Here is a 23,243-nt window from a genome sequence, read left to right on the forward strand (position 1 = left end):
GTTCTTATCAAGCTTTGGCCAAAAATGGCTTCCACCATGAAGCCAAAAAGTACGACCTGAAAGAAAATCCAGATCATCTAAAGTGGCTTCATACGATCATCTCTAATGCGAAAGCTTTTATTGGTGGTACCTACCACGGCTTAGATCCTAAGCACCTACAAGCATATCTCGATGAGTTTTGCTATCGATTCAACCGCCGTGAGGTCAAAAGCGAGTTATTCAATAGGTTAGTTCATTGTTGCCTATCGTCTACGACGATTACCTATCCTGAGCTAGTTGGATAATCAAATTTTATTTTATTTATGATGGCCATTAGCGGTTCAAATGTTGTAAGTAACCCGAAATATCCACGTTCAAGCCTGCTGCCAAGCTTTCTCCCAGCCTTCTATCTGCTCTGTAGAAGTTGCAAATTGCCAGCAATTTGGATTTCTCGTGAACAGACGAAAGGTCGCCTACCAGATTCGAAATAAAGTTCGCTTGCTCCTGCTCGCTGAAGCTACGGAATGTGTCTCCGGCTTGTGCGAAATCATTGGTTTTTGCGATTTTTTGTCTACCAGCGGATCCATGGATGGGTGCTGTGCTGTCGCGGAATTCAGGCGCTTCTTTCGGTGCATCGGCATGACGAGTCGGCTCATAATTCACACTGCCAGGCTGCGGCCTCATTTGCATAGCGCCATCGCGCTGATTATTTCGCACGGTTGCATAAGGACAGTTTACCGGGATTTGCAAGTAGTTCGCACCGAGACGGTGTCTTTGTGTATCTGGATAGGAGAAAAGTCGCCCTTGCAGCAGCTTATCTTCTGAAGGCTCAATCCCGGATACCAACACGCTTGGCGCAAAAGCCGCTTGCTCCACATCAGCAAAAAAGTTCTGTGCGTTGCGGTTTAACGTCATTGTCCCTACTTTTTGCAATGGAATAAGATCTTCTGGCCACACTTTTGTTGGATCCAACGGATCAAAATCGAAATTATCCAAATCCTCAGGCTGCAGCAGCTGCACATGCAGATCCCATTTCGGGAACTCGCCGCGATCGATGTGGTCGTACAAATCTCTTGTCGCATGGCTGAAATCCTCGCCCTGAATCGCCGATGCTTCGGCTTTGCTCAAATTGCGAACACCTTGATGCGGTTTCCAGTGATATTTCACATAAACATAATTCCCCACGGCATTGATCCATTTATACGCATGAACACCGAAACCATTCATTTCACGGTAATTCGCCGGTGTGCCGTAGTCCGAGAATACCCAAGTCAGCATATGCGTAGATTCCGGTGTCAGTGACATGAAATCCCAGTAACGGTCAGGTGTCTGAACATTCGTGTCAGGCGCGGGCTTCAGGGAGTGAACCATATCAGGGAATTTCATCGCATCGCGGATAAAGAAAACAGGAAGATTATTGCCGACTAGATCGTAATTACCTTCTTCTGTATAAAATTTAACCGCGAATCCACGGGGATCACGCGCTGTTTCAGGTGACCCTTGACCGTGAATAACGGTGGAAAAGCGTACGAATACCGCCGTTTCCTTGCCCGCTTCAGCTAGGAAGCCCGCTTTCGTATATCGTTTCATCGAATTCTCAACCGTAAAGGTTCCAAAAGCTCCCGCTCCACGCGCATGGACCACACGCTCCGGAATACGTTCCCGATCAAAATGAGCAATCTTCTCTAATAAGTGATAATCCTCCAATAGCGTCGGGCCATTCTGGCCTGCTGTCCGTGAGTTCTGGTTATCGCCTACAGGCGCACCCTGGTTCGTAGTTATGTGGTTATGGGACATCTGCATTCTCCTTCATAGGTTAGATTGTGATAAAATTGCACTTCTCTCTAATTAGAATAATTATTATGTAATACCTATTTTATTTTAATTGAGAACAGTTGTCAATGACCCTATCTTTCGTCTTCTTCTTTGATTGATGGTTCCGCCTAACTCAAAAGAGCGCGTTTGGCTCCTATTCCGCATCCAGAAAATCCCCGTACGTAGCTTGCTTAAATCTTTCTCTCCATGGAGAGATGGCTTGCAAATTCCCGTAAATCTCTTCCGCCTTTTGAATGCACACGGATTGGACAATTCGGGCATATTCTATACAGCCGGAATCATGAATCATTTGCAAAAAATCCTCTTTCTCTTCCAACAGGAAGTCTGCGGTAATTTCACCCTCATAGTAGGCTTTCAATTGGCTGAACGCCGCATCGTCAATGGATAGTAAATACAACACAGGAAGCGTTCGTTTCTTACCAAGCAAATCGTTTTTCACATCAAACCGAACTAAATCTCTCATATCATTTTGAATTTGATGAATAAGGCCAATACAGTCAGCTAATTGATGAATCTGCTCAATGGTATCCTCCGTACATGCTAAAGAGGAATAGCCCATGAAACAGGCAAGCCGGAATAAGGAACCTGATTTCTCTTGCGTCATCATCAGATAGTCATCTACGGTTGATATCGTATTGGTTACATCTTTTTGTTGGCCATTAATCGATCTCGAAATGATTTTACTTACCTCGACTAGCATCGAATCTTTGACCTGCAACTGCCCCAATTCACCTACAAATCCCATGAACAGCGCCATAACAGCATTCAACGTAATGGCTTGTGGACATTGCATCCATGGCTTACTCCCTTGATCTTGATCCTGCAAATCATCCATAATATCCAAAGTTAGAATGACCAGCTCCGTCACCGCAGCAAGCCGATAAATGTGAGGCGAGTCTCCTCCTAACATCTTGTGCGTGCAAATCGTGATCTTAGACCATGTACAGTTTTCCTTCTCTTTGTCATCTACAAAAGATTTAAGCAGAGTATTTAAATCTTCTACATAAATATAGTCATCAATAACACGATGCATATGCTGCTGGATATCCTGCATTATTTCCTCCCTAAGCCTGCGTGTAATATTTGCTTTTAATAAACTTCTCGAGTGCTTCTGTTCTTGATTTGACGCCCCATTTGTCGTAAATCTTGCGCAAGTAATTATCGACAGTTCGCTTGCTCATAAAGATGCGTTCCGCAATTTGATCGTGAGTCGCTCCCTTAACCAACATGTTCATCATGAGTACTTCTTCCTCTAGTAACACACAATCATCCTTGGTAGATTCCCCACTTAATTGCATCTGGTGAAAGAATGTTAGCGGCAGCATCGTATGGCCATCCAATATACAATTCACCATATTTTTAATCGTTCGTTCGCTCGACTCCTTCGATAGAACGCCGCTTACTTTGATTTCGATTAATTTATTCAAGATGCCCGTCACATCGATTCCCGTAAAAATAACAATATGCATATTCGGATATTTGTCCTTTAATTGAGCAGCGACTTCTGTGCCGGATAGATCAGGAAGTTGATAATCTAGAAATACGAGACCTGGCTGATGCAGCTCCACTTGTTCCAAGCATTGTTTGGCATTAGAGACAACGCCGATAACTTTTATACCATCGATCTCTTCTAATAAGGTCTTGGTCGCACGCGCAAATAAAGGATGATCGTCGACAACCAATGTCTTAACAACTTCCATCATGCAGAAATCACTTCCTCGGTGGGTATCGTGATGATAAACTTCGTTCCGTTTCCTTTTTGTGTGTTGAGCTCGAATCGTCCACCCACGTGCAAGACTCTGCTTCTCATTTGTTCGATCCCCATGCCTGATGCGCCAATCTTCGGGTGAACTTCGTTTCTATCATGAAATCCCACCCCGTCATCCTCATAAGTTAGCCAGAAACAAAAATCTTTTTCCACGATATGGAACTTAACTTTAGAAGCCTGCGAATGCTTTTTTGCATTGTTAAGCAGCTCTTGGACGATTCGGAATATATGCCGTTTCGTATGTAAATCTTTGGTTTCGATGACAGCAGTATTTCCTGTTTGAAATTCAAGCTCGAATGGTGTTGTATATGACTCCTTTTCCAAGTACATCTTCAGCGTTTGAATCAAACCTACCTCTTTTAGCAAATGGGGATTTAGCTCAAAGCAGCTTTGCCGCAGACTGGCATTGATCATGTCCACAAAATTATTCATATTTTTCAATTGTACCTGATCTTCTTGATGTATCGTTGACTTATCTGCAAGAGTGGATATTCTTCTTTTGAGAAAGAAAAGATCTTGCATCGTCGTATCATGAAGATCGCTAGCAATCCGAATTCGTTCCTCTTCCTGAAGTTCAAACATCACCTTACGAAACCATTGAATATCCTGCGCTGCGTTTTCATTAGGAAGCTGGGAGGCAAATTGGTGCAACCTGGCTGTTAACTTGCGGATCAAGTGGACATTTTCCAAACTAACTTCCAAATAAGTTGTAATTAGCTGCAGCCACTGCTTCTCTTCCTTCGCAAGTATTGTGTTCGTCTTTTTGCGTGTCATAATCAAATAGCTCGTATACTCTTCATGGCTATTCATCTCCATGCATGTATAAAGTGGATGATCGAGCAAGGATGACGAGTTGACAAGCTGCTGAACTTCTGAAGTATCTATTTCCCCTTCGTAAATGATCTCGGTATCGTTCTTATACTGGAACACAATGGCTCCACCCATCACCTGAAGTGTACTAACAATATCGACGAGTATGATCTCTTTCAACTCACGAAAACTGGAAATGGTCCCAAGGTTTTTGGAAATTTTCTTCAATGCAAATTGCAGGGCATATTTTCTTGGGAACAAAAATGGTTCAAGCCGCGTTGTCAAATATTCGGCTGCATACAGCACCGTGGAAACTAGGAGCATCAACCCGACAAAAATGAACAGAATTTGCTTTTCGTCCACTACATGGCGAAATAAGAAAGCATATGCCCCTGTAAACAGACTGGCCGGTAAAATTGCCAGTAGACCAGCGAATAAAAAGCGCCGGACAACAAGACCTATATCATACAACTGGTTGGAGGCGATCAAGTAAGCAAAAGAAATGGGGAAAAATAAAATAATCCAGCTTGTGTACACAGCGTCTATAATTCGATCTCCTGTGATCAATTGAGGGAGAAAGGAGATGCAGATGACCGGTAAAAATGAGATCATCAATGAAAACCATACACTTTTTATAATGCTAGACATGTAGGATTGTTCTTTGTGAACTTTGTTATACAGAATGGTTAAAATATACATATTGAATAAAAATACGATCACAAAAAAAATCAAGGTAGCTGATCCATCATAATAATGAATCGAGTGTGCCATCGAGGGAAAGATGTAAAGGCATCTTAAACCAAATCCAATTGCAGAAATCGAATACAAATATTTCAAAATCCGCGTCGACAATTCCATATTACCTTTTTCCTTGAAAAAGACAGCCAAAAAATGATAAAAGACAATCGGCAAAACCATCATAAAGCTGGCAATTGCAATCTTCCCTATTACATCTCCCCTCACGGAAGCTCCTAGACTCATATAAATGATAGCCATAGTCAAAAATACAGCCGAGAGCAGCCTAGCTGATGGAGAACGGCGCACTTTTATAAAAATGAGAGCCGCCATGAACAGACACACGAATTCCTCTACTAGCGGAATCATATCGTAGACAGTAGTGCTGTTGATGTTAACCTCTACCTTGTACTCATGCCCGTCTCTTGAAATCAACAACGTATGAGCTTGCTCTATAATTCTCCATTTTTGAATGGCTGGGAATTCATCGGGAAGCTTGCCGTCTACTTGTTTGACGATATCCCCTACTTTAACGTCTAGCTTCATGCTGGCGCTTTCCTTATCCAACTCGTTAATCACCCATTGTTGCTGTGGAGTTAATTCAAGATATATCCCGATATAGGGGAAATTAAATATAAGGGACGAACACCAAATCTGCAACGCGACGAATATCGACACGAACAACCCTGCCACAAATTTACTTTTCGTCATATTTTTCTCCTTCATGTTCCATTTTATTTGCTATAATATTTTTGTAGTACATTCGTCTGGGAAGGTGGTGATCTCAATGCTTACAATCCAGCTAAACCCGCAGTTACATCGGGCCGTGCATATCTTGAAAAAAGGCGATTCACACGAAGTTGAAAGCACTTCCATGGCTAAACTATCCTTATCGAAAGAAGAGTCTTCCGCACTGGATAGAACCTTTAGTCACACTGCAATTACTAGAGAGAAAGAACTAACAGTATCTAATGGTAATTGGACTTGATTTCTAGTATTATTTTAACAAATTAAAAAAGGATTGTATAATTAGCCTCTCGCTAATCATGCAATCCTTTTTTTCGTCTTCACGCAATTATTTTTGCATGTTTTACACAAGTATGAAAAAAAAGGTTGATATCAGTGAAATGATTTATGTGATGCCTCAATTACAAGTTAACTTTATGATAATAAGTATATATATGGAAGAAAAACAGACTTGGTTCTTTTTATGCATAAGAAGAAAGGAGTTCAAGGTATGAAAGATAAAATAATGAGTCGATGGAGTACCTATGATCCCTTCTATATCGAACTAGCTGATAAAAAAATCGTCGATATTGTCATCACCCATCATGCCCATAGTCGATGGATCTCTCGTGTGGAAGGTGAACAAACAAAAATAGAGGATATATGCAAGTTTTTGTGGGATAAGCTGAAGAGCGGCAAAATAGCATCCTACTACCGCAACGAAGAAGATGTGTACGTCATCGACGATGATTTACTAATGGTTGTGCAATTTACGGAGATGGAGAATGAAACGGATCTGACAGGCAAGCCTGTACATAGAATGATTATCATCACTTTCCTCGGATTTATGTCCAAAACCATGGAATTACGTGACTTACGAGCCTATTATTCTTGGCTGCGCCATTCCAGGAGAATGACGCTAATGAAGAATAGCCGAAAAAAGAGATAACGAGGAAAACATAATGAAATCACTTAGTTCCCAAGGGCTCATCACCGCATATTTAAGTTCTATAGATCTGCAACTTGATAAAGAATTTATACATACACTCTTTCTAGAAATACAAAAACGGAAGTTAAACATCGATAATTTGTCTACTTATCATTTTGAATCCGAAAAAACAGCAGACGAATTGATCGAATAAAAGTTCCAGCTCCATTGCAAGGATAAACGACTCCGTCGTCCCACTGGGACGAGCGCGTTTGTCAAGGTAGATGCGAAGCAAAAGTATAAACTTATACTTTCATATCTACGAACAAAAAATGCTGCGGCGCATGAGAGAAGAACCACTCCGGTTCTTCTCTCATGCGCCGCAGCGCTTTATTCAACCCCTAAGCCGTCCCGAAGGTGACGCCCAGTTCCCGAAGCCGTTTGCGGTACGCGATGCTCAAGCGATCTGTATTCAGATGCAGCTCCGCTTGAAGATCGAGCGGCAGCAGCTCGGGCTTCTGGTTTTCGACCATTTCACGATCCTGCTCAATGAGCAGATCTTGGAACTGAACGAAAACCTCGTCAGGTTCCTCATAAGCATAGTTCCTCTGCTTCAACATGAACGCTTTGCTCGTCTTCTCCGTTTCCGGCAGCACCATCAAGAACAAACGGAAAATGTGATCCGTATCGCGATCTCTTTTGGTAAAAGCGACACAGAGCGGACCGAACACCTCGTATACGTATCGGCTATGTACGCCGCGCCCCGTTCCGTCCGGATCAGGTTGATAAACGACGATTTCCTCTGAAGTAAGGACACCATCCTCCTCATAAACCTGATAATCCTCAATTTCGGCAAAATCACTATCACCCAACAAACCCTCATGTACAAACATCAAGTGGGACACGTCGAGGAAGTTCTCTATGATACGAGGCCCTGCAGCTTGCAGCGTATAGGGTCCCATGATGACTTCTTTGAAGCCGTCAGGGATAAACGCACTCACTTTTGGCAGAGAATGAACCGGTGTCCCTAAGCTCACCCAGATGAAACCGTGCGCCTCAACACATGCGTAGACGAACGCTTTCGCCTTGGAGGGAATCGCTCGATCTGCAGGCAGAGACGGAATTCGCGTGCAAGTACCGCAGCCGTTGTAAGACCAACCGTGGTAAGCACAGACGAGTTCATCCCCCTTCACTTTGCCCAGCGATAACGGTACTCCCCGATGTATGCATAAGTCCTTGAAGGCGTGGACGCCTTGCGAGGTACGGAATACAGCCACTTTTTCGCCTAACACGATGACAGGCACAGGCTTATCTAACAGATCTGACGACAACAACACCGGATGCCACTCGTCCATCAAAGCAAGATCTTGTATCGTCATCGTCCTAACATCCTTTCATGCTTATTTAGGAATAACACCTTTAATGCCCTTAACAAACCAGGTTGTGCCCAGAATCTCCTCGTCCGTCATCTTTTTCCCCTGTTCATAACGCGTCTTGCCATCTTGGTCCACGATAGGTCCTTGGAATACGTCGAAAGTACCGTTCAAGATTTCTTGTTTCTTCTTCTCAACGAGGGCCTTAACGTCGGCTGGCACATTTTTGCCTAGAGGAGCTATATCTGTAATGCCTTCTTTCATGCTTCCAAAATACGCGCTGGATTTCCAAGTGCCGTCCATGACACTTTTAACCGTCTGCACATAGTAAGGCCCCCAGTTCCATTTCGGGTTCGAAATATACGTCTCAGGCGCAAAGCGGCCCATGTCCGAATCGTTTCCAATCCCCCAAACTTTACGTTCTGCTGCTGCTTGAATACTTGCAGGCGAATCTTGGTACGCAGCCAGCACATCAACGCCTTTATCCAGCAAAGAAATCGCAGCTTGCTTCTCTGTCGCTGGATCGAACCACGTATTGCTCCAAACCACTGACACATCAATGTCCGGATTAACGCTTTGTGCGCCAAGGGTAAAAGCATTAATGGTATAAATAACTTCTGGAATTGGAAATGCGCCGACATAACCCATGTGATTGTTCTTGGTCATTTTACCGGCAGCCATACCTACGAGGTAAGCACTTTGGTATTCGCGCCAAATGTATGTCCCTAGGTTAGGCAGTGTTTTATAGCCAGTTGAATGCAGGAATGTGACCTTCGGGTGCTTTTGAGCTACATTGTACATCGCATCCATATAACCAAAGGAGGTTCCGAAAATAATATCATTCTTCTGTGCCAACTCTTCAAAAACACGCTCCGCATCAGGACCTTCAGGGATATTTTCAACCGTTGTCGCTTTGATGCCGAGCTCTTTTTCCAACATTAAACGGCCTTGATCATGCTCGTAGGTCCAGCCTCCATCACCTGGGACTCCGATATAGACAAAGGCTACTCTAGGCAGCTTTTTCTCTGCTTGTGGCGTTGAACTTCCAGCTGGGGTTGAAGCAGGGGACGCATTAGGTGCAGTCGTGGTGCTAGTCGTTGTTGATTGTCCAGAGCAAGCGGTTAGGATCATAAGTAAGATAGCTGTTAAGGAAAACATCCATTTTTTTGTCATAATGGCTTCTACCCCTCTCTTTTCATCGACAAACCACATCTTTCTACAGCTCTGAAAATGCCTTCATAGCCCGTGCATCGGCATATATTGCCGCACAGTGCCTCTTCGGCCTCCGCCCTAGTCGGGGTAGGATTCTCTTCCCATAAAGCCGTAAGCGTAACGACCATACCAGCGGTACAATAACCGCACTGCAGCCCTCCTTCCGTAAGCATTGCTTGCTGAACGGGATGCAGCTCTTCCCCTGCCGATATCCCCTCAATGGTCGTTACTTCCTTACCCGCCGCTTGATAAGCCATAAGCAGACAAGAATTTACGGGTTTACCATCAAGCAGTACCATGCAGGCGCCACAGCGTCCTATCTCACAAGAAACTTTGGTTCCTGTTAAAAGCAAGTCATCGCGCAGGATATCCGACATCCGTTTGGAAGCAGGGACCGGCACTGCGACAGCCTTACCGTTAATGGAACATTCCAGCACATAAGTTGTATTAATCAATGGCCTCCACCCCTTCTAACCAGTCGATGGACTGCACGATGTCTTCCGGTGAAATCGGAAGTCGATTTACCCAAATCCCCGTTGCTTGCCGAACCGCTGCGGTAATGGCCGGGGCCAAACCGACGGAACCGATTTCGCCAACCCCGCGCGGGCCAAATGTATCCCCCTCGGGCAAATCTTCGATCGCTTCTACCCGAATGGTAGGAGGGCTGTCCTTGAAGGTTGGGACCAGATACGTGTCCAAATTATGCCGGACGTAATTGCTGTCCTTCATGACGGCATCCTCGGTCAACGTGTATCCCAGCGCCATCACACTGCCGCCCTCGATCTGCCCGAGGAACCCCATCGGATTAATAACAGGGCCTGCTGCAATGACGTGATCGGTTTGCAGCACCTTCACCCGCCCCGTCAGCATGTTCACTTCCACTTCCACGATGACGGACGCGTAGGAGTATAAATAATGAGTCCCGACCAGCCCTTCGGGCGTCGTCGGGTAGTCGAACTCCGTATGCGCGATGATCGGCTGGGCTACTGCCTCCGCAGCCTCCGCCAACTCCGCATACGTCACAACCGGCTTGCCCGCTTCATCGCCCTTGCGATGAATCCCGCCTGCGCCGGTTGCCAGCTCTTCGGCTGCGAGGCCGACGAGTGCAGACGCCTGCTGAAGCAGCGCCTGCACGAACGGCGGCTTCAGCCGCTGCAGGGCGCGCCACATCATCGTGGTGGCGCGTGAAGCGGTGCTGGATCCGCTGCTCGGCACGCGATCCGTATCGCCGATGACGATGCGGACGTCCTCGGCGGTGCAGCCGAAAAAGTCTTGCAGCATCAACGTGAGCGCTGCATAAAGCCCTTGCCCGAACTCCTCGAAGCCGAAGGAGGCCTGGATCTTGCCCTCCGGCGTAAGCTCGATGCGGCCGCCGGAGTGATCCGGGATGCCTAGGCCGAGCCCGGCGCCGTGCATCACCATCGCTGCGCCGACGCCTCGGCGGATCCACGGGGCTTGATCTTCGCTCTTGTGATTCTGCTCTAAACCTTGCAGCCTCACCGTATGATCCTGCTGCTTCTCGCCATCGCCCTGTTGTACCGCTCCATCGCCTCCCCGCTCCGGCTTCTCGCGCTTCGCCCATAGCGGCGACTCCTTCACCTTGCTCCACACTTGGTCCGCACCCTCGGTTTGCACAATCTGCTGCCCCATCGGCCCCGGGTCACCCGGAGCACGCAAGTTCAGCTTGCGCAGCTCCCAAGAGTCCATACCGAGCTTCTCAGCTAACCGCTCGATTTGGCTCTCAACGGCAAAAATCACCTGATTGCCGCCAAAGCCCCGAAACTCACCGGACACGCCGTTATTCGTATAAACACTCGTACCCTGAACATCTATGTTTGGAATGTTATAAGGTCCTATCGCATGTTCCGTTGCAAAATTCAAAACCTCACAACCCAAGGTCGCATAGGCGCCTGTATCAGCAAGGATGCTGACTTGATGCGCGATGAGGCGTCCCTCTTGATCTACGCCGGTCTTCATCTGTATCCGCATCGGATGCCGTTTGATACCAGATATGACTGATTCACGCCGCGAATTGTGCATCTTGATCGGAGATCCCGTCTTCAATGCCATCAGGGCACCGAAGGGCTGCACATTGAGCTCATCCTTACCGCCGAATGATCCGCCAATCGGACTGGATACGACCCGAATTTGCTCCTCATCCATCGCTAGTATCCTTGACAGCTGCATCCGATCCTTATAACCATGCTGCGTCGGCGAGTAAACCGTCAATCGGCCATTATCCTCTGGGATAAATAAGCCGCCCTCTGTTTCCATGTAGGTGTGCATTTGACGAGGCGTATAATACGTCTCCTGGGCAATATGCGCACACCCCTCGAACGCCGTTTCCGTCTCCCCATGCTTCAAACTGGTTCGGTGCAGCAGATTCCCATCAGGATGCAGCCTAATAGCGCCAGCGTCTAGCGCCGTTTCTGGATCATCTACAACAGGCAACGGCTCGTAATCCACCTCAATCAGGCTGAGCGCATATTCAGCGATCTCTTCCGTATCCGCAGCTACAGCAGCCAACGCATCACCAATGTAACGAACCCGATCATGACAGAATACAGGCTGATGCGGGAAGGCAATGCCGAATAAATTCATACCGGGCACATCCTCTGCCGTTACCACGACGCGCACACCCGGAATCATTATTGCCTTGCTTATATCGATGGAAAGAATCCAGGCATGGGGGTAACGACTGCGAAGCACCTTCCCATGCAGCATGCCGGGTGCAGTTAAATCCGTGAGATATCGGAGCTTTCCGGTTACCTTCTCTTCACCGTCAGGTCGGATAATCCACTTTTTTCCATACGTATCACGACCTAGGAGCATCCGCTCCGCCCCCTTTTTGCCACGCTTTATAGCATTCAGAAACGATGAGATTCGCCGCCGTCTGCTTGCGATAAGTCACACCGGCATAATCATCAGCTACAGCATCGAATTCCGCGAACACTCCCTTATGCAGATACTTCAGAAGCTCCTTGGATAAAGGCTGACCCATGGCAGCGGCCTCCAAATCCTTGAACCTTGCTGGAACAGCACTACCTCCACCCGCAGCTAATGCAATACTTGCGAGGGTTCCATCCGTACCTAGCGCTAGCCTCCCAGCTACCGTTACAACCGATGGGGTGAACGCTTCTCTGCGTCCCACCTTTAGATAAAATTCGTAGCTGCTTCCCTCTTCCGCATTCATCTGAGCTGCCGTTGGTACTACGATCCCTGTCATCACCTCGTTCTGGCTCGAAATCGGACTACCTAGCCACTCCGTCAGCGCGATTGACCGTTCATTCTGCCCATCCGAGCAAATGATTTGAGCATCCATGACAAGCAATACAGGAATGAGATCCCCCGTTCGTGACATTACGTTGCCTCCGATTGAGGCTAAATTCCGTACAGAGGGTGCTGCGATCTCCGAGCAGGCTTGCACTAGGAGCCCGCAGCGTTGTCTAACCAGCTCATTTTTCATCAAATCAGCTAAACAAAGAGCAGGCCCTATATGAATTCGCCCTAGAGAATCGACGGTTAATCCCGAGAGAGAGGAGATATTTCCAAGGCTAATGAGATGCTGCGGGAGCGGTGAATGACCGTTTTCCCAACGAGTACGCAGCCAGGTTCCCCCAGCAATGAGTACCGAATCATCTCCCCATTTATGCTTCATACGCATGGCTTCCTCTACGCTCGTTGGCTGCCATACTGAAGGCTGCTGCTCTGGCAGCTGATACAAAGGAACTGACATGAACAACCCTCCTTAGCGTTTTTTTACAAATAATTACTTCGTAATCGTTACTGCTCTTTCAGAGAATACTTACTTACTTACTTACTTACTTACTTACTTACTTACTTATTGAGTTTTCCAAGAATACTTACTTCGTCACCGTTACTGCAACTTTCATCGGAACTACCTGCTTTTGAGGAACGACAAGCCTCTATTTCGGGAACAACGCCCCTCTAATTTGAATTAGCGGAACGAGATTGTCTTATTTGAGTAAATTCGAGCTCTCCTGAGGCAAAAACAACGAAATAGCGAATCGTCGTTCCTTCTCCTCATGAATTCGAACGTTTTTTGGGCAAATAGCGCATCCACGTTCCTCAAGGAAGTTCTATCATGGGTTCCATGGGTTCCATGGGTTCCATGGTTTCCATAGGTTCATGAGTTCCATGGGTCCATGGGTTCCATGGATTCATGGTTCATTTCTCAGATTCATTTTCCTAGGTTCACCTTAGGAAACACCGTCTGCTTCTCACAACCACCGTTTCTCAAAAACCATCCGCATATAAATTAGATATACTATAAACAATTTTCAAAAACTGCGTCAACTTACTTGACATTAATTTGTGTTTTTGTATAAAAAAATAGCGCATTATTAGTAATAATGCACTCATTCCATCTTTTATGTTATTTAAGTTCACATATATTGGTGCGTAAATATTTTTTTCGCCTGTTCATAGCCATCCAATGTGTCAACATCCATAAATTTCAACGGATTTTCCTCTTCCACAATTTGACCACGGTATGCTGGCAAGTGAAACAAGGAACGCGCTCCGGCATCTCCTTCCAAGGCAGCAGCCGCTGGCCACATCCCTCGCCCCAAAATAACAGGAGGCTTCGGCATCCCCTTATCCCCGCTGGCGATATAATCGTAGCCCGCTTCCTTATTAAACGCATTCATAAGGCGAAACAGCATCTGACCATCTACGAAAGGCTGATCCGCCAACAAGACTAAGATGCCATCTGCACCCAACTCTTCTGCCGCCTGGATCCCCGTGCGCAGCGAGTGCGCCATCCCGCTTTGAGCATCCTCACATTTCTCAATACAGCATCTGCCTATTAACATGTGCATGCGAGCTTTTTCCGGCAACCAATCTAAGGAATCACCAACACGCACGACTACAACCACACTATGCAGTTCGGAATGAAGAGCTTGCAGCAATGCAACCCCGCCAAGCCGAACACCTTCAGTCAATTCTAACGATTGCTTCGCTGTCCCCATCCGCCTGCTGCTGCCTGCCGCCAAGTACACGCCAACGATCTTTTTCTTCCTAGTACTCACCATAGGCGGCAGCTTTGGATATCTCGCCTCATGGCTGCAGAGGAGGCCCACTCTCCAGTCGTGCGAACACCACGCTTCATACGTATCAGCTCAGCAACTATGCTGACTGCATTTTCAACAGGACCTTCCGAGCCAATTTTTAAACCAACGGGATAATGCAGACAATCCGGCCGCTCCAGTCCTTCAAGCATCTTCTCCGTTCGATCCCTCGAACCCATGATACCCAGGTAGCGCAGGCTTGACTCCATTGCTCCCCTCACAAAAGCTGAATCCTTCTCAAACTGGTGACTCATGACGATGACATAATCCTGCGCATTTAGCTTTAGTTGTTCCACCAATTGCTCTGGAAAAGCCACGACCGTCTCAGCCCCCGGAAAACGCTCCACATTGCAGAAAGCCTCCCGCCAGTCCGCTACCACCACGCGAAACCCAACACTTGCCGCCATCTGAGCAAGCGGCATCGCATCGGGATTCGCCCCAAACACAATAACCCTCGGCTTCGGCGTAAACAATGAGGCGTACACAGCTTGTCGGTCTGAAGGCGCTCCCTCATCAGGATCACACAACGTATACGTAATATTCGAATACCCATCCGAGAATGAGCGAAGTAACCGTACGGCCTCCCCGCGATCCAAGCTGGCTTTCACTACCAACAGATTGACAAGCAGCTCCCCGGAAACAGGCTCCAGAAGGATACGAATCAACCCGCCGCACCCAATCGTTGCACCCCACCCGAAATCGTCAGCCGGTCTCATGTCGTACTCCACCATTTGCGGTTTTTGCGACTCCCATACAGCAGTTACGTATGCGGATAGATCCGCTTCCAAACAACCGGGAGAAATACTGCCCAGCGAGCTTTCATCCGCCATCAGCAGCATAACTGCTCCCTGCTTGCGATAAGCATGGCCTTCCACATGAATAACTGTCGCTAATACACGCGCCTGCGCATTACTCTCCACCGCTTGCAAAATGTCATAAGCCTCCATCACGCCATCGCACCTCGCTTTATGGATTTAACCTCTACCAACCGATCGCTAAACCGTCACCCCGAGGATCTGCAGCACCGCTCATGAAACCTTTCTCATCAATCACAATACCCTGCGCTTGCCCCATAATCCCATCCCAAGGGTTCACGGGTTCAACACGATGTCCCCACCTTTTCAAACGTGCATACACATCGCCATCCAGACGGTGCTCTAGCTTAAGCGCATCGCCATCTTCCCCCCACGTACGGCCATATACCCAACGCGGTAGCGATATGGCTTCTTGAATGGACAAACCATAATCCAGCACGCCTGTCAGTATGGAAAGCTGTGTTTGCGGCTGACCTTCTCCGCCTTGTGTGCCGAAAAGCATATAAGGCTTCCCCTCTTTGCTCACCATAGCAGGCATTAACGTATGAAATGACCTTTTATTGGGCTCTAGAACGTTCGCGCATGCGGGATCCAGTGAGAAAAAAGAACCCCGATTTTGCATAATAATGCCCGTATCGCCCGGTACATAAGCAGCACCGAAGTCGAAATATAAGCTTTGTATAAACGAGACTGAATTCCCTTCATCATCAACAACAGCCGCATAGGCCGTATCCTGCCCGATCGCTGGTGACAGATGTTCACTCACCCTGAGCGGCTCCGCTTGAATCTCATTCCAGAGCTCCGCCGCATAGGCTTTTGAAAGCAAACGCTCCAGCGGAATTTCCCGAAAATGGGGATCCGTCAAGTAAAGATCACGGTCTTTGAACGCCTTTTTGATCACTTCTGACATCAAATGATAGAAATTCGCGGAGGCCCGCGGAACCGCACTAACCTCTATATTTTCCAGCATATTCATCATCATGAGCGCTGTGAATCCTTGTGAGTTCGGCGGCATTTGATAAATGTCATACCCACGGTAGGTTGTCGAAAGCAATTCCACCCATTCTCCCGAAAAAGTACGGAAATCATCTTCCTGCAGCAATCCGCCATCCCGCTGAATGCTATCAATAACCGTCTGCATCAAGGTACCCTTATAAAAGGCGTCTCTACCTTCACATTGAATTGTTCTTAGCGTATGGGCCATATCTTTTTGAACAAGTCGATCCCCTTCCTTCAAAAGCTCGCCGTTCGCCATATATAGGGCACTCAGCTGCTCAGAAGCCCGAATAAAAGCCTCATCCTTGCGCATCCAAAAAAGCAAATTACGCGAGATAGGAAAACCCTTTTCCGCATAAGCAATCGCTGGATCCAGCAGTTTTTCCCACGGCAGCTTCCCGTACTTCTCCCATACCTGCCACCAAGCATCCACCATCCCCGGAACGGTTATCGCGCTTAGAATTCCTCTTTGGGGAATCGTATTTAACCCTTTATCTTTATAAAAATCAGGCGTTGCCTGCGAAGCCGACTTTCCGCTTCCATTAAAGCCCGTAAAGGTGCCCGTCGCAGCGTCGTGCATGAGGAAAAAGGCATCACCGCCAAGCCCAGTCATATGCGGATAGACGACTCCCAGCGTCGCACTGATCGCAATCGCGCTATCAAACGCATTGCCTCCCTGCTGCAAAATGGCACTCCCCACACTGGTAGCCAAATAATGAGGCGTAGCAATCATGGCACGCTCGGCTCGCGGCATGATGTTTAACATGGCAGCTCCTCCTCTTTCCGAGCATATAACGTTAATGCTGCTTGCAAAGCCTTACCGACTGTAATATCGGCGCCGTGCCATAGGAGAACTGCTTCCAGTGCACCGAGCACATGGAGCACGTTTTTTTGATTACAGCTAAAGCCCATCGTGCCGATTCGCCAAATTTGACCCTTCAATGGCCCGAAAGAACTGGCGATTTCAATGCCGAAGCTGTTTAACAGCATCGAGCGCACAGATTCGCCAGCGATTCCGTCTGGAATACAGATGCAAGTCACAACGGTCAGCTTACATTCTGGATTTCCATATAGCGATAAGCCCATTGCTCGAAGGCCTGCAACTAACGCAGCCTCATGACGTTGATGACGACGGTATCGATTTTCTAGACCTTCCTGCAGGACAATTCGCAAGCCCTCGCGCAAAGCGTACAGCATCGAAGTTGCCTCTGTATGATGATTGAGCCGTTTCGGACTCCAGTAATCCTGGAGCTGGCCGAGGTCGAAATAGTTGCTCGCGACTGGCTTCCCAGCTGACACCGCCGAGCCTTTCTCACGTAGCCCCCGCTCAATCGTTTTGCGCTGCAGCACCTTGGCTTCGACTCGTTCGTTATAGGTGATTGGCGACATCCCGGATGGGACGGATAAACACTTTTGCGTTCCGCCGATAACAGCATCCAGCTGCCATTCGTCTGTTTTTACCGGGACTCCGCCAATCGTAGCCACGGCATCAACAACAAGCAGAGCATCCACTTCACGGCAGGCTGCTCCGATACCATCAAATGGTTGAATACAACCCGTGGATGTTTCGCCGTGGACGATCGCGACGATGCTCGGTTTTTCCTGGTGTATGGCAGCGATGATTTCCTCTGGATCGAACACCGTGCCCCATTCTCTCTCCAGCAGGACAACCTCTGCACCGCAGCGTTCCGAGATTTCGACAAGCAGATTGCCGAAGCGGCCATAGATCGGAACAAGCACCTTGTCCCCCGGTTCAATCACACTTACTAGAACAGCTTCTATTCCTGAACGCGAGGTGCCATCTATCGGAAAAGCCCATTGATTTCTTGTTTGAAATACATCGCGAAGCATTTCCATCGTTTCATTCATCAATTCAGTGAATTCAGGATCGAATTGTCCCAGAATCGGATAAGACATCGCCCGCAGAACCCGCGGGTCGACCTCGACGGGTCCAGGGGTCATAATCGTTCGCAGCGAGGGCGACAAGTCTTTATAAGATTTCATCTACTTTCCCCCCATAGCCATATTGGTATAACACATGTACTAGCACTTGGAACCCTGCGACCAAATCGGCCGGTTCCGTAAACTCATCAGGACTGTGGCTAATGCCAGCCCGACTTGGAACGAATATCATCGCTGTCGGACATATCGGCCCGAACAGCTGAGCATCATGCCCTGCCCCGCTTGGCAGCCGCATACTCTCAAATCCATGGGCATCACAGGCAGCTTCAATTTCAGCCGAAATCCCTTCAAGCATAGCCACAGGCGAAGCGTGTAAATGTTCAATTGTATCTATTTGAAGATCTCTTCGCTCAGCGATTACTTCAAACTCAGCTAGCAATCTCGCGCGAAAAGCATCCATCTTCCACTCGTCAGTATGCCGAATATCCAGCGTAAATTCAACTTCCCCCGGTACCACATTGGATGTTCCCCGCTTCACTTCCAAACGGCCAACAGTAGCTACAAGCGGTTCCGCTTCCTCCAGCGCCATCTGCTCTGTCAGAGCCACCATTTCCGCAGCTCCTGCAAGTGCATCTTTTCGCATCGTCATCGGAGTCGTCCCAGCATGATTAGAGGTACCCTTTACCACTACGGTCAACCTAATTTGACCGACGATAGCTGTTACTACACCGATCTGTTTCTGCTTATACTCCAGAACAAAGCCTTGCTCGATATGAATCTCAATATACGCGCCTATATCTTCGCGCTTAGCAGGGTGTTCATTTACACTTGCCGTGTCGAATCCAGCTTGCCGCATCGCCTCAAGCAGAGTCACACCTTCAAGATCAGCAATTCCCGAAGCTCCAGCCATCGACCTCACACCGGTCACATGTCCAGAGCCCCAGTACGCTAGCGGGAAGCGACTTCCCTCTTCTTCACAGAATGAAACCACTTCAAGAGTTCGCCTCGGCGTCCCATAAACCGCCTTCAAATAACCAAGTGCCATCATGGAGGCAACTACGCCGTAAGCCCCATCGTATTTACCGCCGTTTTTCACCGTGTCTACATGAGAACCTGTGAGTACCGATTCCAAAGCTTGGTTACTTCCTTGCAATTTTCCGAAAACATTACCGACTGCATCGAAGCCTGCTTCCAGCCCCAACTGCTGCATTTTTTGGGTAAGAGCCTGCTGCGCCTGCAGCCATGGCTGCGTATACAGCAAACGAGTGACTCCCCCCGCTGATTCAGCCCCATAAGACGAAAGCCACTCCAGTACATCGAGCATCTGCTCGGCGTATTGAGACAACAAATCTAGCGAGTTCGGTGTCATCTTAGCCACCTTCCTCACCTCCGATCACGGCTGCGTGGCGCAACCAAATCCCGTCCGCTTTCTCCACTACCCCTTCGCCTAACTCATATACTTTAGTACCTCGTAAGAAGGTAGCCCTTACCCGACATCCGAACTCTTTTCCTACATAGGGACTATGTTTATGGCGGTAAAATAAATCACTCCCCTGAAGTGAGTAGCTCAACTTCATATCCACTAGAGCAAAATCAGCATCCGCACCTAAAGTGATTTCACCTTTGCGGGGATGCAGCCCAAAACGCTTGGCTGGCTCAAGGGACAGCATCCGCGATATCATAGGCAGAGGCACCTCTCTACGCAGGTGGCCTTCGTCCAGCATAAGCTCCAGCGAGCTTTGCGCGCTGGATATCCCGCCCCACGCCTCGAAGAAATCCCCTTGCTTCATAGGAGTTGGGCAAGGCGAGTGATCCGAGGCGAGGATGTCCAACTGCCCAGATGCCAGCGCCGCCCACAGCTGAGCTTGATCTTGCGATGTGCGCAGCGGAGGCGCACATTTGGCAACCGGACCTAGCCGCTCCAAATCGGTGCTAGTTAGCACTAAATAATGCGGACACGTTTCCACCGTGACGTCCAGCCCTTTGGTCTTCGCCTCCGTGATGGCCTGCACAGCTTCCGCGCTGCTAATATGCACGAAGTGCAGCTTGCAGCCCGTCTTCTCGGCGTAGAACAGTGCGCGATTCACCGCTTCCAGCTCCGCTGCAATCGGTCTCGTCGCGACGAAATCCAGCGCCCCGCGTCTACCTTCCGCAAGTACCTGCGCAGCCAGCTTGGATACGATTTCCTCACTTTCGGCATGCAGCGCGAGCACTAGCCCCAAACGGGCAATTTCTTTCATCCCTTCGTGGAGGGTCAGGTCGTCTACCTCAGTGAAAATATCTGCCCCTTCTCCTCCTGGACAAGACATGAACGCCTTAAATCCAATGACACCTGCTTCCGCCAGCTCTTGAAGATTGCCTACATTCCCTGGTACAAGTCCACCCCAAAGTGCATAATCGACCAAGGAATGTCCTTCAGCCGCTTCCAGTTTCCGCTTAAGCGCACTTAGCCGAACCGTTGGAGGCACGCCATTCAGCGGCATGTCGATGTAGGTCGTGCATCCGCCAGCCGCAAGTGCCGCTGATCCGGTAGCAAAACCTTCCCAGTGCCCGAGTGCCGGTTCATTGAAATGAACATGCGCATCAACCATCCCCGGCATAATGTGCAAATGCTCCGCATCATAGACAGGTGTATCCTCCGAGTATGCGAGGTTTTCGCCAAGCGCAGCAATTTTGCCACCTTGAATACCGATGTCTAACTGGCGTACTTCCTCTCTCAGGACTACGGTACCCTTCCGAATTACGAGGTCAAATTGGTTAGTCATACGAAACCCTCCCTCGGAGTCATTTATGCTGCAGCCTTCCTGCCAGCTTTAGCTTCCTCGATATGTGTTATACCCCCATGGCGCGATCAGCAGCGGCACATGATAATGAGCATCTTTGGCCGATATGCCAAACCGAACCGGTACTTCATCCAGAAATGCAGGCTCTGCAAGCTCAATGCCAATTCCTCTGAAATAGTCGCCTATATGAAAGACAAGCTCATAAATTCCCGGTATAAAATCGTCCCCGCTTAGCATCGGCCCCTGAAGGCGACCATCCGCATTCGTTACTTCCGAGCGAAGCAGATCTGAGCGCCCGTCTTGCAGACGAAACAACTCAATCCTCACTCCACTAGCCGGTCGTCCACTGCTAATGTCCAGTACGTGCGATGTTAAGCCAGCGCTCATAGGCCCTCCAGGTCACTCTTTGTCATGGAAAAGCCTTGGAAACCATACGGCGGTCTAGGCTCTGTAAACACCTTACCTTCACCAATGGAAGCTTGCTCCAGGATCGTTTCCCACGTCCGATTATTAGATTCAAAGCGAATTTCTTTTAATTGAGGAAAACGAGTGAGCGAGCGCTGCCCGATTCGATAGATGAGATTTTGAATCGAAGGTGAATGCTGTTCATGGAATACGGTATGCGCTATATCCCGAATTTGCTCAGCAGCCACATAGCGACCGCGGTCAGAGTCCAGTGCATCTGCCACTTCTTCATAACTCCAAGCAATATCTAAGAAAATAAATAAAGGACGGTCAAAAGATTCCGGAAGCGTCGTATACTCATCTCGAACGAAGCCCGCGAAGGAACTTCCTTTTACTTTAATCAGCTTCAAGTCAGCAACGCCGCCTGCATGATCTAGGATAGCAATCCCCTCATCCGTGCGCACGACTTCAACCAGCGCGGTTGGATGTTCATTTTGCGAATAACGGTAAACAAGATCACTAGCGTCAAATCCATTTGCGCCAGGAACCGGCAGCACTTCAAAAGATACTTGATCTGCTGTCATTTTCACACCTGTCATCTGTGGGTACTTCTCTAGAAAGTGGCGACCGGCGAACTCCAGAAACCCTTCCGCAGTAGCGCCTTCATACTCTCCAGCTTTGCGTAGGATGAAATTCTTCATAGAATCCGTGGCAACAAGCACCCGGTTGTCCCCCTCCGTGAAAGAAGTAAAAAACTTCTCTCCACTAACCGCCACCTTGATATTCATCCCAAACAGCACATTATCTCGTCCGGTGAACCCAGATTCCGGTATTAACGTCAACTTCGTCAGCGGCTTCGCATAAGAACGATACACCCATACATCACCTTTGCCGTAGTACATGGTTCTCTCTGATCCGTTCGCTTGCTTCATCGCTTTCGCCTCCGCTTCATTGACTAACAGTGCCTCTAGGCGGAACCGCCCAATTTTACAAACCTCCTGCAGTGCTTTCCCTAGCTCTTCTTCCTTATCTCGCTGTATCCGAGTGCGAATCGCTTCTCGAATGGTCTCTTTGGTCTGGCCCTTAACCGCCATGATAAAAGGAAACGCAAAAGCATCTGTATACTGCTTGTTAAGTCCAAGAAACTGTTCATATTCTTCAGCTGTTAACTGGTCAAGACCGGCGCCGGACTGCTCCTGCACAGAATGATCCGTCATCCGCACTCGTGTCCCTAAGTCTGGATGCGCTCTAAGCAGCGCTAGCTGCTCCACCCGATCAGCACCCCAAACCTCTCGTTCCAAGGCATTGATCAAATCCTGCTCCATTGCAAAAGGCCGCGAGCTCCATGCACGCTCTGCCACCCAAGGTGAGAGTTCAAATAGAGGGCCGAACATTTCGATGAAATCTTCCTGATTCAATTCATTCACTTTATGCAGCGTCAGCTTCACTACCCATCACCTCTATTTCTATGAAAATCCAACCATTCTTCATCAAGATTTGTTTCATTGTAAATGCGCCATCCCTATGGGTCAATTTATATGAAAGAAGTTTGTAAACTTTCATAACATCAGCAACTTTTTTTGTATATTTGCAAAAAATCGGCACCTCATGGATTCTCAATCGATGTTTATGCCTCAGCATCCGCTAACGGATATGCCCTCTGTCCCCTGATCCCCGCCCCTACCCTTCGTTGTGGCAAAATGTACAACAACAACACCCCTGTCCTCATCTCTCTCACCTCGTTGTTGCAGAAATTACAACATTGGTTACCAACTACCGCCCATCTCCCATAAAGAAGTTGCTGAACAACTCTAAAAAATCAAATTTTAGAGTTATGCCCCCCCTCAGCTCCAGCAAAATAACAAAAAAGCCACCAGGAATCAGA

Annotated in this window: 21 protein-coding genes; 4 read left to right on the forward strand and 17 right to left on the reverse strand. The window is 48.1% G+C overall.

Translation table 11 applies throughout. The annotated features are described in order from the left end of the window. Positions 1-284: transposase (locus G519_RS45415; protein WP_244280199.1), on the forward strand; the 284-nt coding region annotated here is incomplete at its 5' end. Positions 285-312: 28 nt separating this feature from the next. Here G519_RS45415 and G519_RS0131275 read toward each other — a convergent pair. From G519_RS0131275 to G519_RS0131290, 4 genes are all read right to left on the reverse strand, one after another. Next, positions 313-1,776: a catalase gene (locus tag G519_RS0131275; protein ID WP_029198005.1), complete on the reverse strand. Its 1,464-nt coding sequence runs from the start codon at positions 1,774-1,776 to the stop codon at positions 313-315. A gap of 172 nt (positions 1,777-1,948) precedes the next feature. Next, positions 1,949-2,869, reverse strand: coding sequence for a polyprenyl synthetase family protein (locus tag G519_RS0131280; RefSeq protein ID WP_036634454.1), 921 nt, complete (start codon positions 2,867-2,869; stop codon positions 1,949-1,951). Between the two features lie 10 nt (positions 2,870-2,879). Beyond that, on the reverse strand, positions 2,880-3,518 hold the full coding sequence (locus tag G519_RS0131285) for a response regulator transcription factor (protein WP_029198007.1): 639 nt from the start codon (positions 3,516-3,518) through the stop codon (positions 2,880-2,882). Further along, positions 3,515-5,839, reverse strand: coding sequence for a sensor histidine kinase (locus G519_RS0131290; protein WP_029198008.1), 2,325 nt, complete (start codon positions 5,837-5,839; stop codon positions 3,515-3,517). The genes G519_RS0131285 and G519_RS0131290 overlap by 4 nt, the downstream gene beginning before the upstream one ends. Before the next feature lie 76 nt (positions 5,840-5,915). Between G519_RS0131290 and G519_RS0131295 the strand changes: the two genes are divergently transcribed. From G519_RS0131295 to sda, 3 genes are all read left to right on the forward strand, one after another. Beyond that, positions 5,916-6,116, forward strand: a complete 201-nt coding sequence (locus G519_RS0131295; RefSeq protein ID WP_029198009.1) for a hypothetical protein — start codon at positions 5,916-5,918, stop codon at positions 6,114-6,116. Positions 6,117-6,365: 249 nt separating this feature from the next. Next, a complete protein-coding gene (locus G519_RS0131300) occupies positions 6,366-6,803 on the forward strand; it encodes a hypothetical protein (protein ID WP_029198010.1) in 438 nt (145 codons plus the stop codon). A gap of 13 nt (positions 6,804-6,816) precedes the next feature. Then, a complete protein-coding gene (sda, locus tag G519_RS53755) occupies positions 6,817-6,996 on the forward strand; it encodes a sporulation histidine kinase inhibitor Sda (RefSeq protein WP_029198011.1) in 180 nt (59 codons plus the stop codon). 187 nt (positions 6,997-7,183) lie between these two features. Here the strand turns inward: sda and G519_RS0131310 are convergent, their stop codons facing one another. The 13 genes from G519_RS0131310 to pucL form a co-directional block, all read right to left on the reverse strand. Beyond that, positions 7,184-8,161, reverse strand: coding sequence for an aromatic ring-hydroxylating dioxygenase subunit alpha (locus G519_RS0131310; protein ID WP_029198012.1), 978 nt, complete (start codon positions 8,159-8,161; stop codon positions 7,184-7,186). 21 nt (positions 8,162-8,182) lie between these two features. Continuing rightward, complete coding sequence (locus G519_RS0131315) at positions 8,183-9,328, reverse strand: BMP family ABC transporter substrate-binding protein (protein ID WP_029198013.1); 1,146 nt, start codon at positions 9,326-9,328, stop codon at positions 8,183-8,185. An 8-nt stretch (positions 9,329-9,336) separates the two neighbouring features. Further along, the gene (locus G519_RS0131320) at positions 9,337-9,822 is read right to left on the reverse strand and encodes a (2Fe-2S)-binding protein (RefSeq protein ID WP_029198014.1); all 486 of its coding nucleotides are present in this window, start codon (positions 9,820-9,822) and stop codon (positions 9,337-9,339) included. Next, a complete protein-coding gene (pucD, locus tag G519_RS45420) occupies positions 9,815-12,199 on the reverse strand; it encodes a xanthine dehydrogenase subunit D (protein WP_036634457.1) in 2,385 nt (794 codons plus the stop codon). Before pucD ends, G519_RS0131320 begins: the two co-directional genes overlap by 8 nt. After that, positions 12,183-13,103: an FAD binding domain-containing protein gene (locus G519_RS0131330; RefSeq protein ID WP_029198015.1), complete on the reverse strand. Its 921-nt coding sequence runs from the start codon at positions 13,101-13,103 to the stop codon at positions 12,183-12,185. The genes pucD and G519_RS0131330 overlap by 17 nt, the downstream gene beginning before the upstream one ends. 670 nt (positions 13,104-13,773) lie before the next feature. Next, positions 13,774-14,421: a nucleotidyltransferase family protein gene (locus G519_RS0131335; protein WP_029198016.1), complete on the reverse strand. Its 648-nt coding sequence runs from the start codon at positions 14,419-14,421 to the stop codon at positions 13,774-13,776. Beyond that, positions 14,415-15,404 (reverse strand): XdhC family protein, encoded by a 990-nt coding sequence (locus tag G519_RS45425; protein ID WP_051253850.1) that lies wholly within the window; start codon positions 15,402-15,404, stop codon positions 14,415-14,417. The genes G519_RS0131335 and G519_RS45425 overlap by 7 nt, the downstream gene beginning before the upstream one ends. 34 nt (positions 15,405-15,438) lie before the next feature. Further along, positions 15,439-17,034 carry a gamma-glutamyltransferase gene (gene ggt / locus G519_RS0131345; protein WP_029198017.1) on the reverse strand — a complete coding sequence of 532 codons (1,596 nt, stop codon included), beginning with the start codon at positions 17,032-17,034 and terminating at the stop codon, positions 15,439-15,441. Then, the gene (locus G519_RS0131350; protein WP_029198018.1) at positions 17,028-18,272 is read right to left on the reverse strand and encodes a pyridoxal-phosphate-dependent aminotransferase family protein; all 1,245 of its coding nucleotides are present in this window, start codon (positions 18,270-18,272) and stop codon (positions 17,028-17,030) included. Before G519_RS0131350 ends, ggt begins: the two co-directional genes overlap by 7 nt. Continuing rightward, complete coding sequence (locus G519_RS0131355; RefSeq protein WP_029198019.1) at positions 18,259-19,539, reverse strand: Zn-dependent hydrolase; 1,281 nt, start codon at positions 19,537-19,539, stop codon at positions 18,259-18,261. The genes G519_RS0131350 and G519_RS0131355 overlap by 14 nt, the downstream gene beginning before the upstream one ends. A gap of 1 nt (position 19,540) precedes the next feature. Next, entirely contained in the window at positions 19,541-20,935 is a 1,395-nt protein-coding gene (locus G519_RS45430) for an allantoinase (protein ID WP_036634460.1), read from the reverse strand. Between the two features lie 48 nt (positions 20,936-20,983). Further along, positions 20,984-21,340 (reverse strand): hydroxyisourate hydrolase, encoded by a 357-nt coding sequence (uraH, locus tag G519_RS0131365; protein ID WP_029198020.1) that lies wholly within the window; start codon positions 21,338-21,340, stop codon positions 20,984-20,986. Then, positions 21,337-22,806, reverse strand: a complete 1,470-nt coding sequence (pucL, locus tag G519_RS0131370; protein WP_084160427.1) for a factor-independent urate hydroxylase — start codon at positions 22,804-22,806, stop codon at positions 21,337-21,339. Before pucL ends, uraH begins: the two co-directional genes overlap by 4 nt. Between the last annotated feature and the right edge of the window lie 437 nt (positions 22,807-23,243).

The organism is Paenibacillus alginolyticus DSM 5050 = NBRC 15375 (assembly GCF_000422905.1).
GTDB classification, from domain to species: Bacteria; Bacillota; Bacilli; order Paenibacillales; family NBRC-103111; genus Paenibacillus_E; species Paenibacillus_E alginolyticus.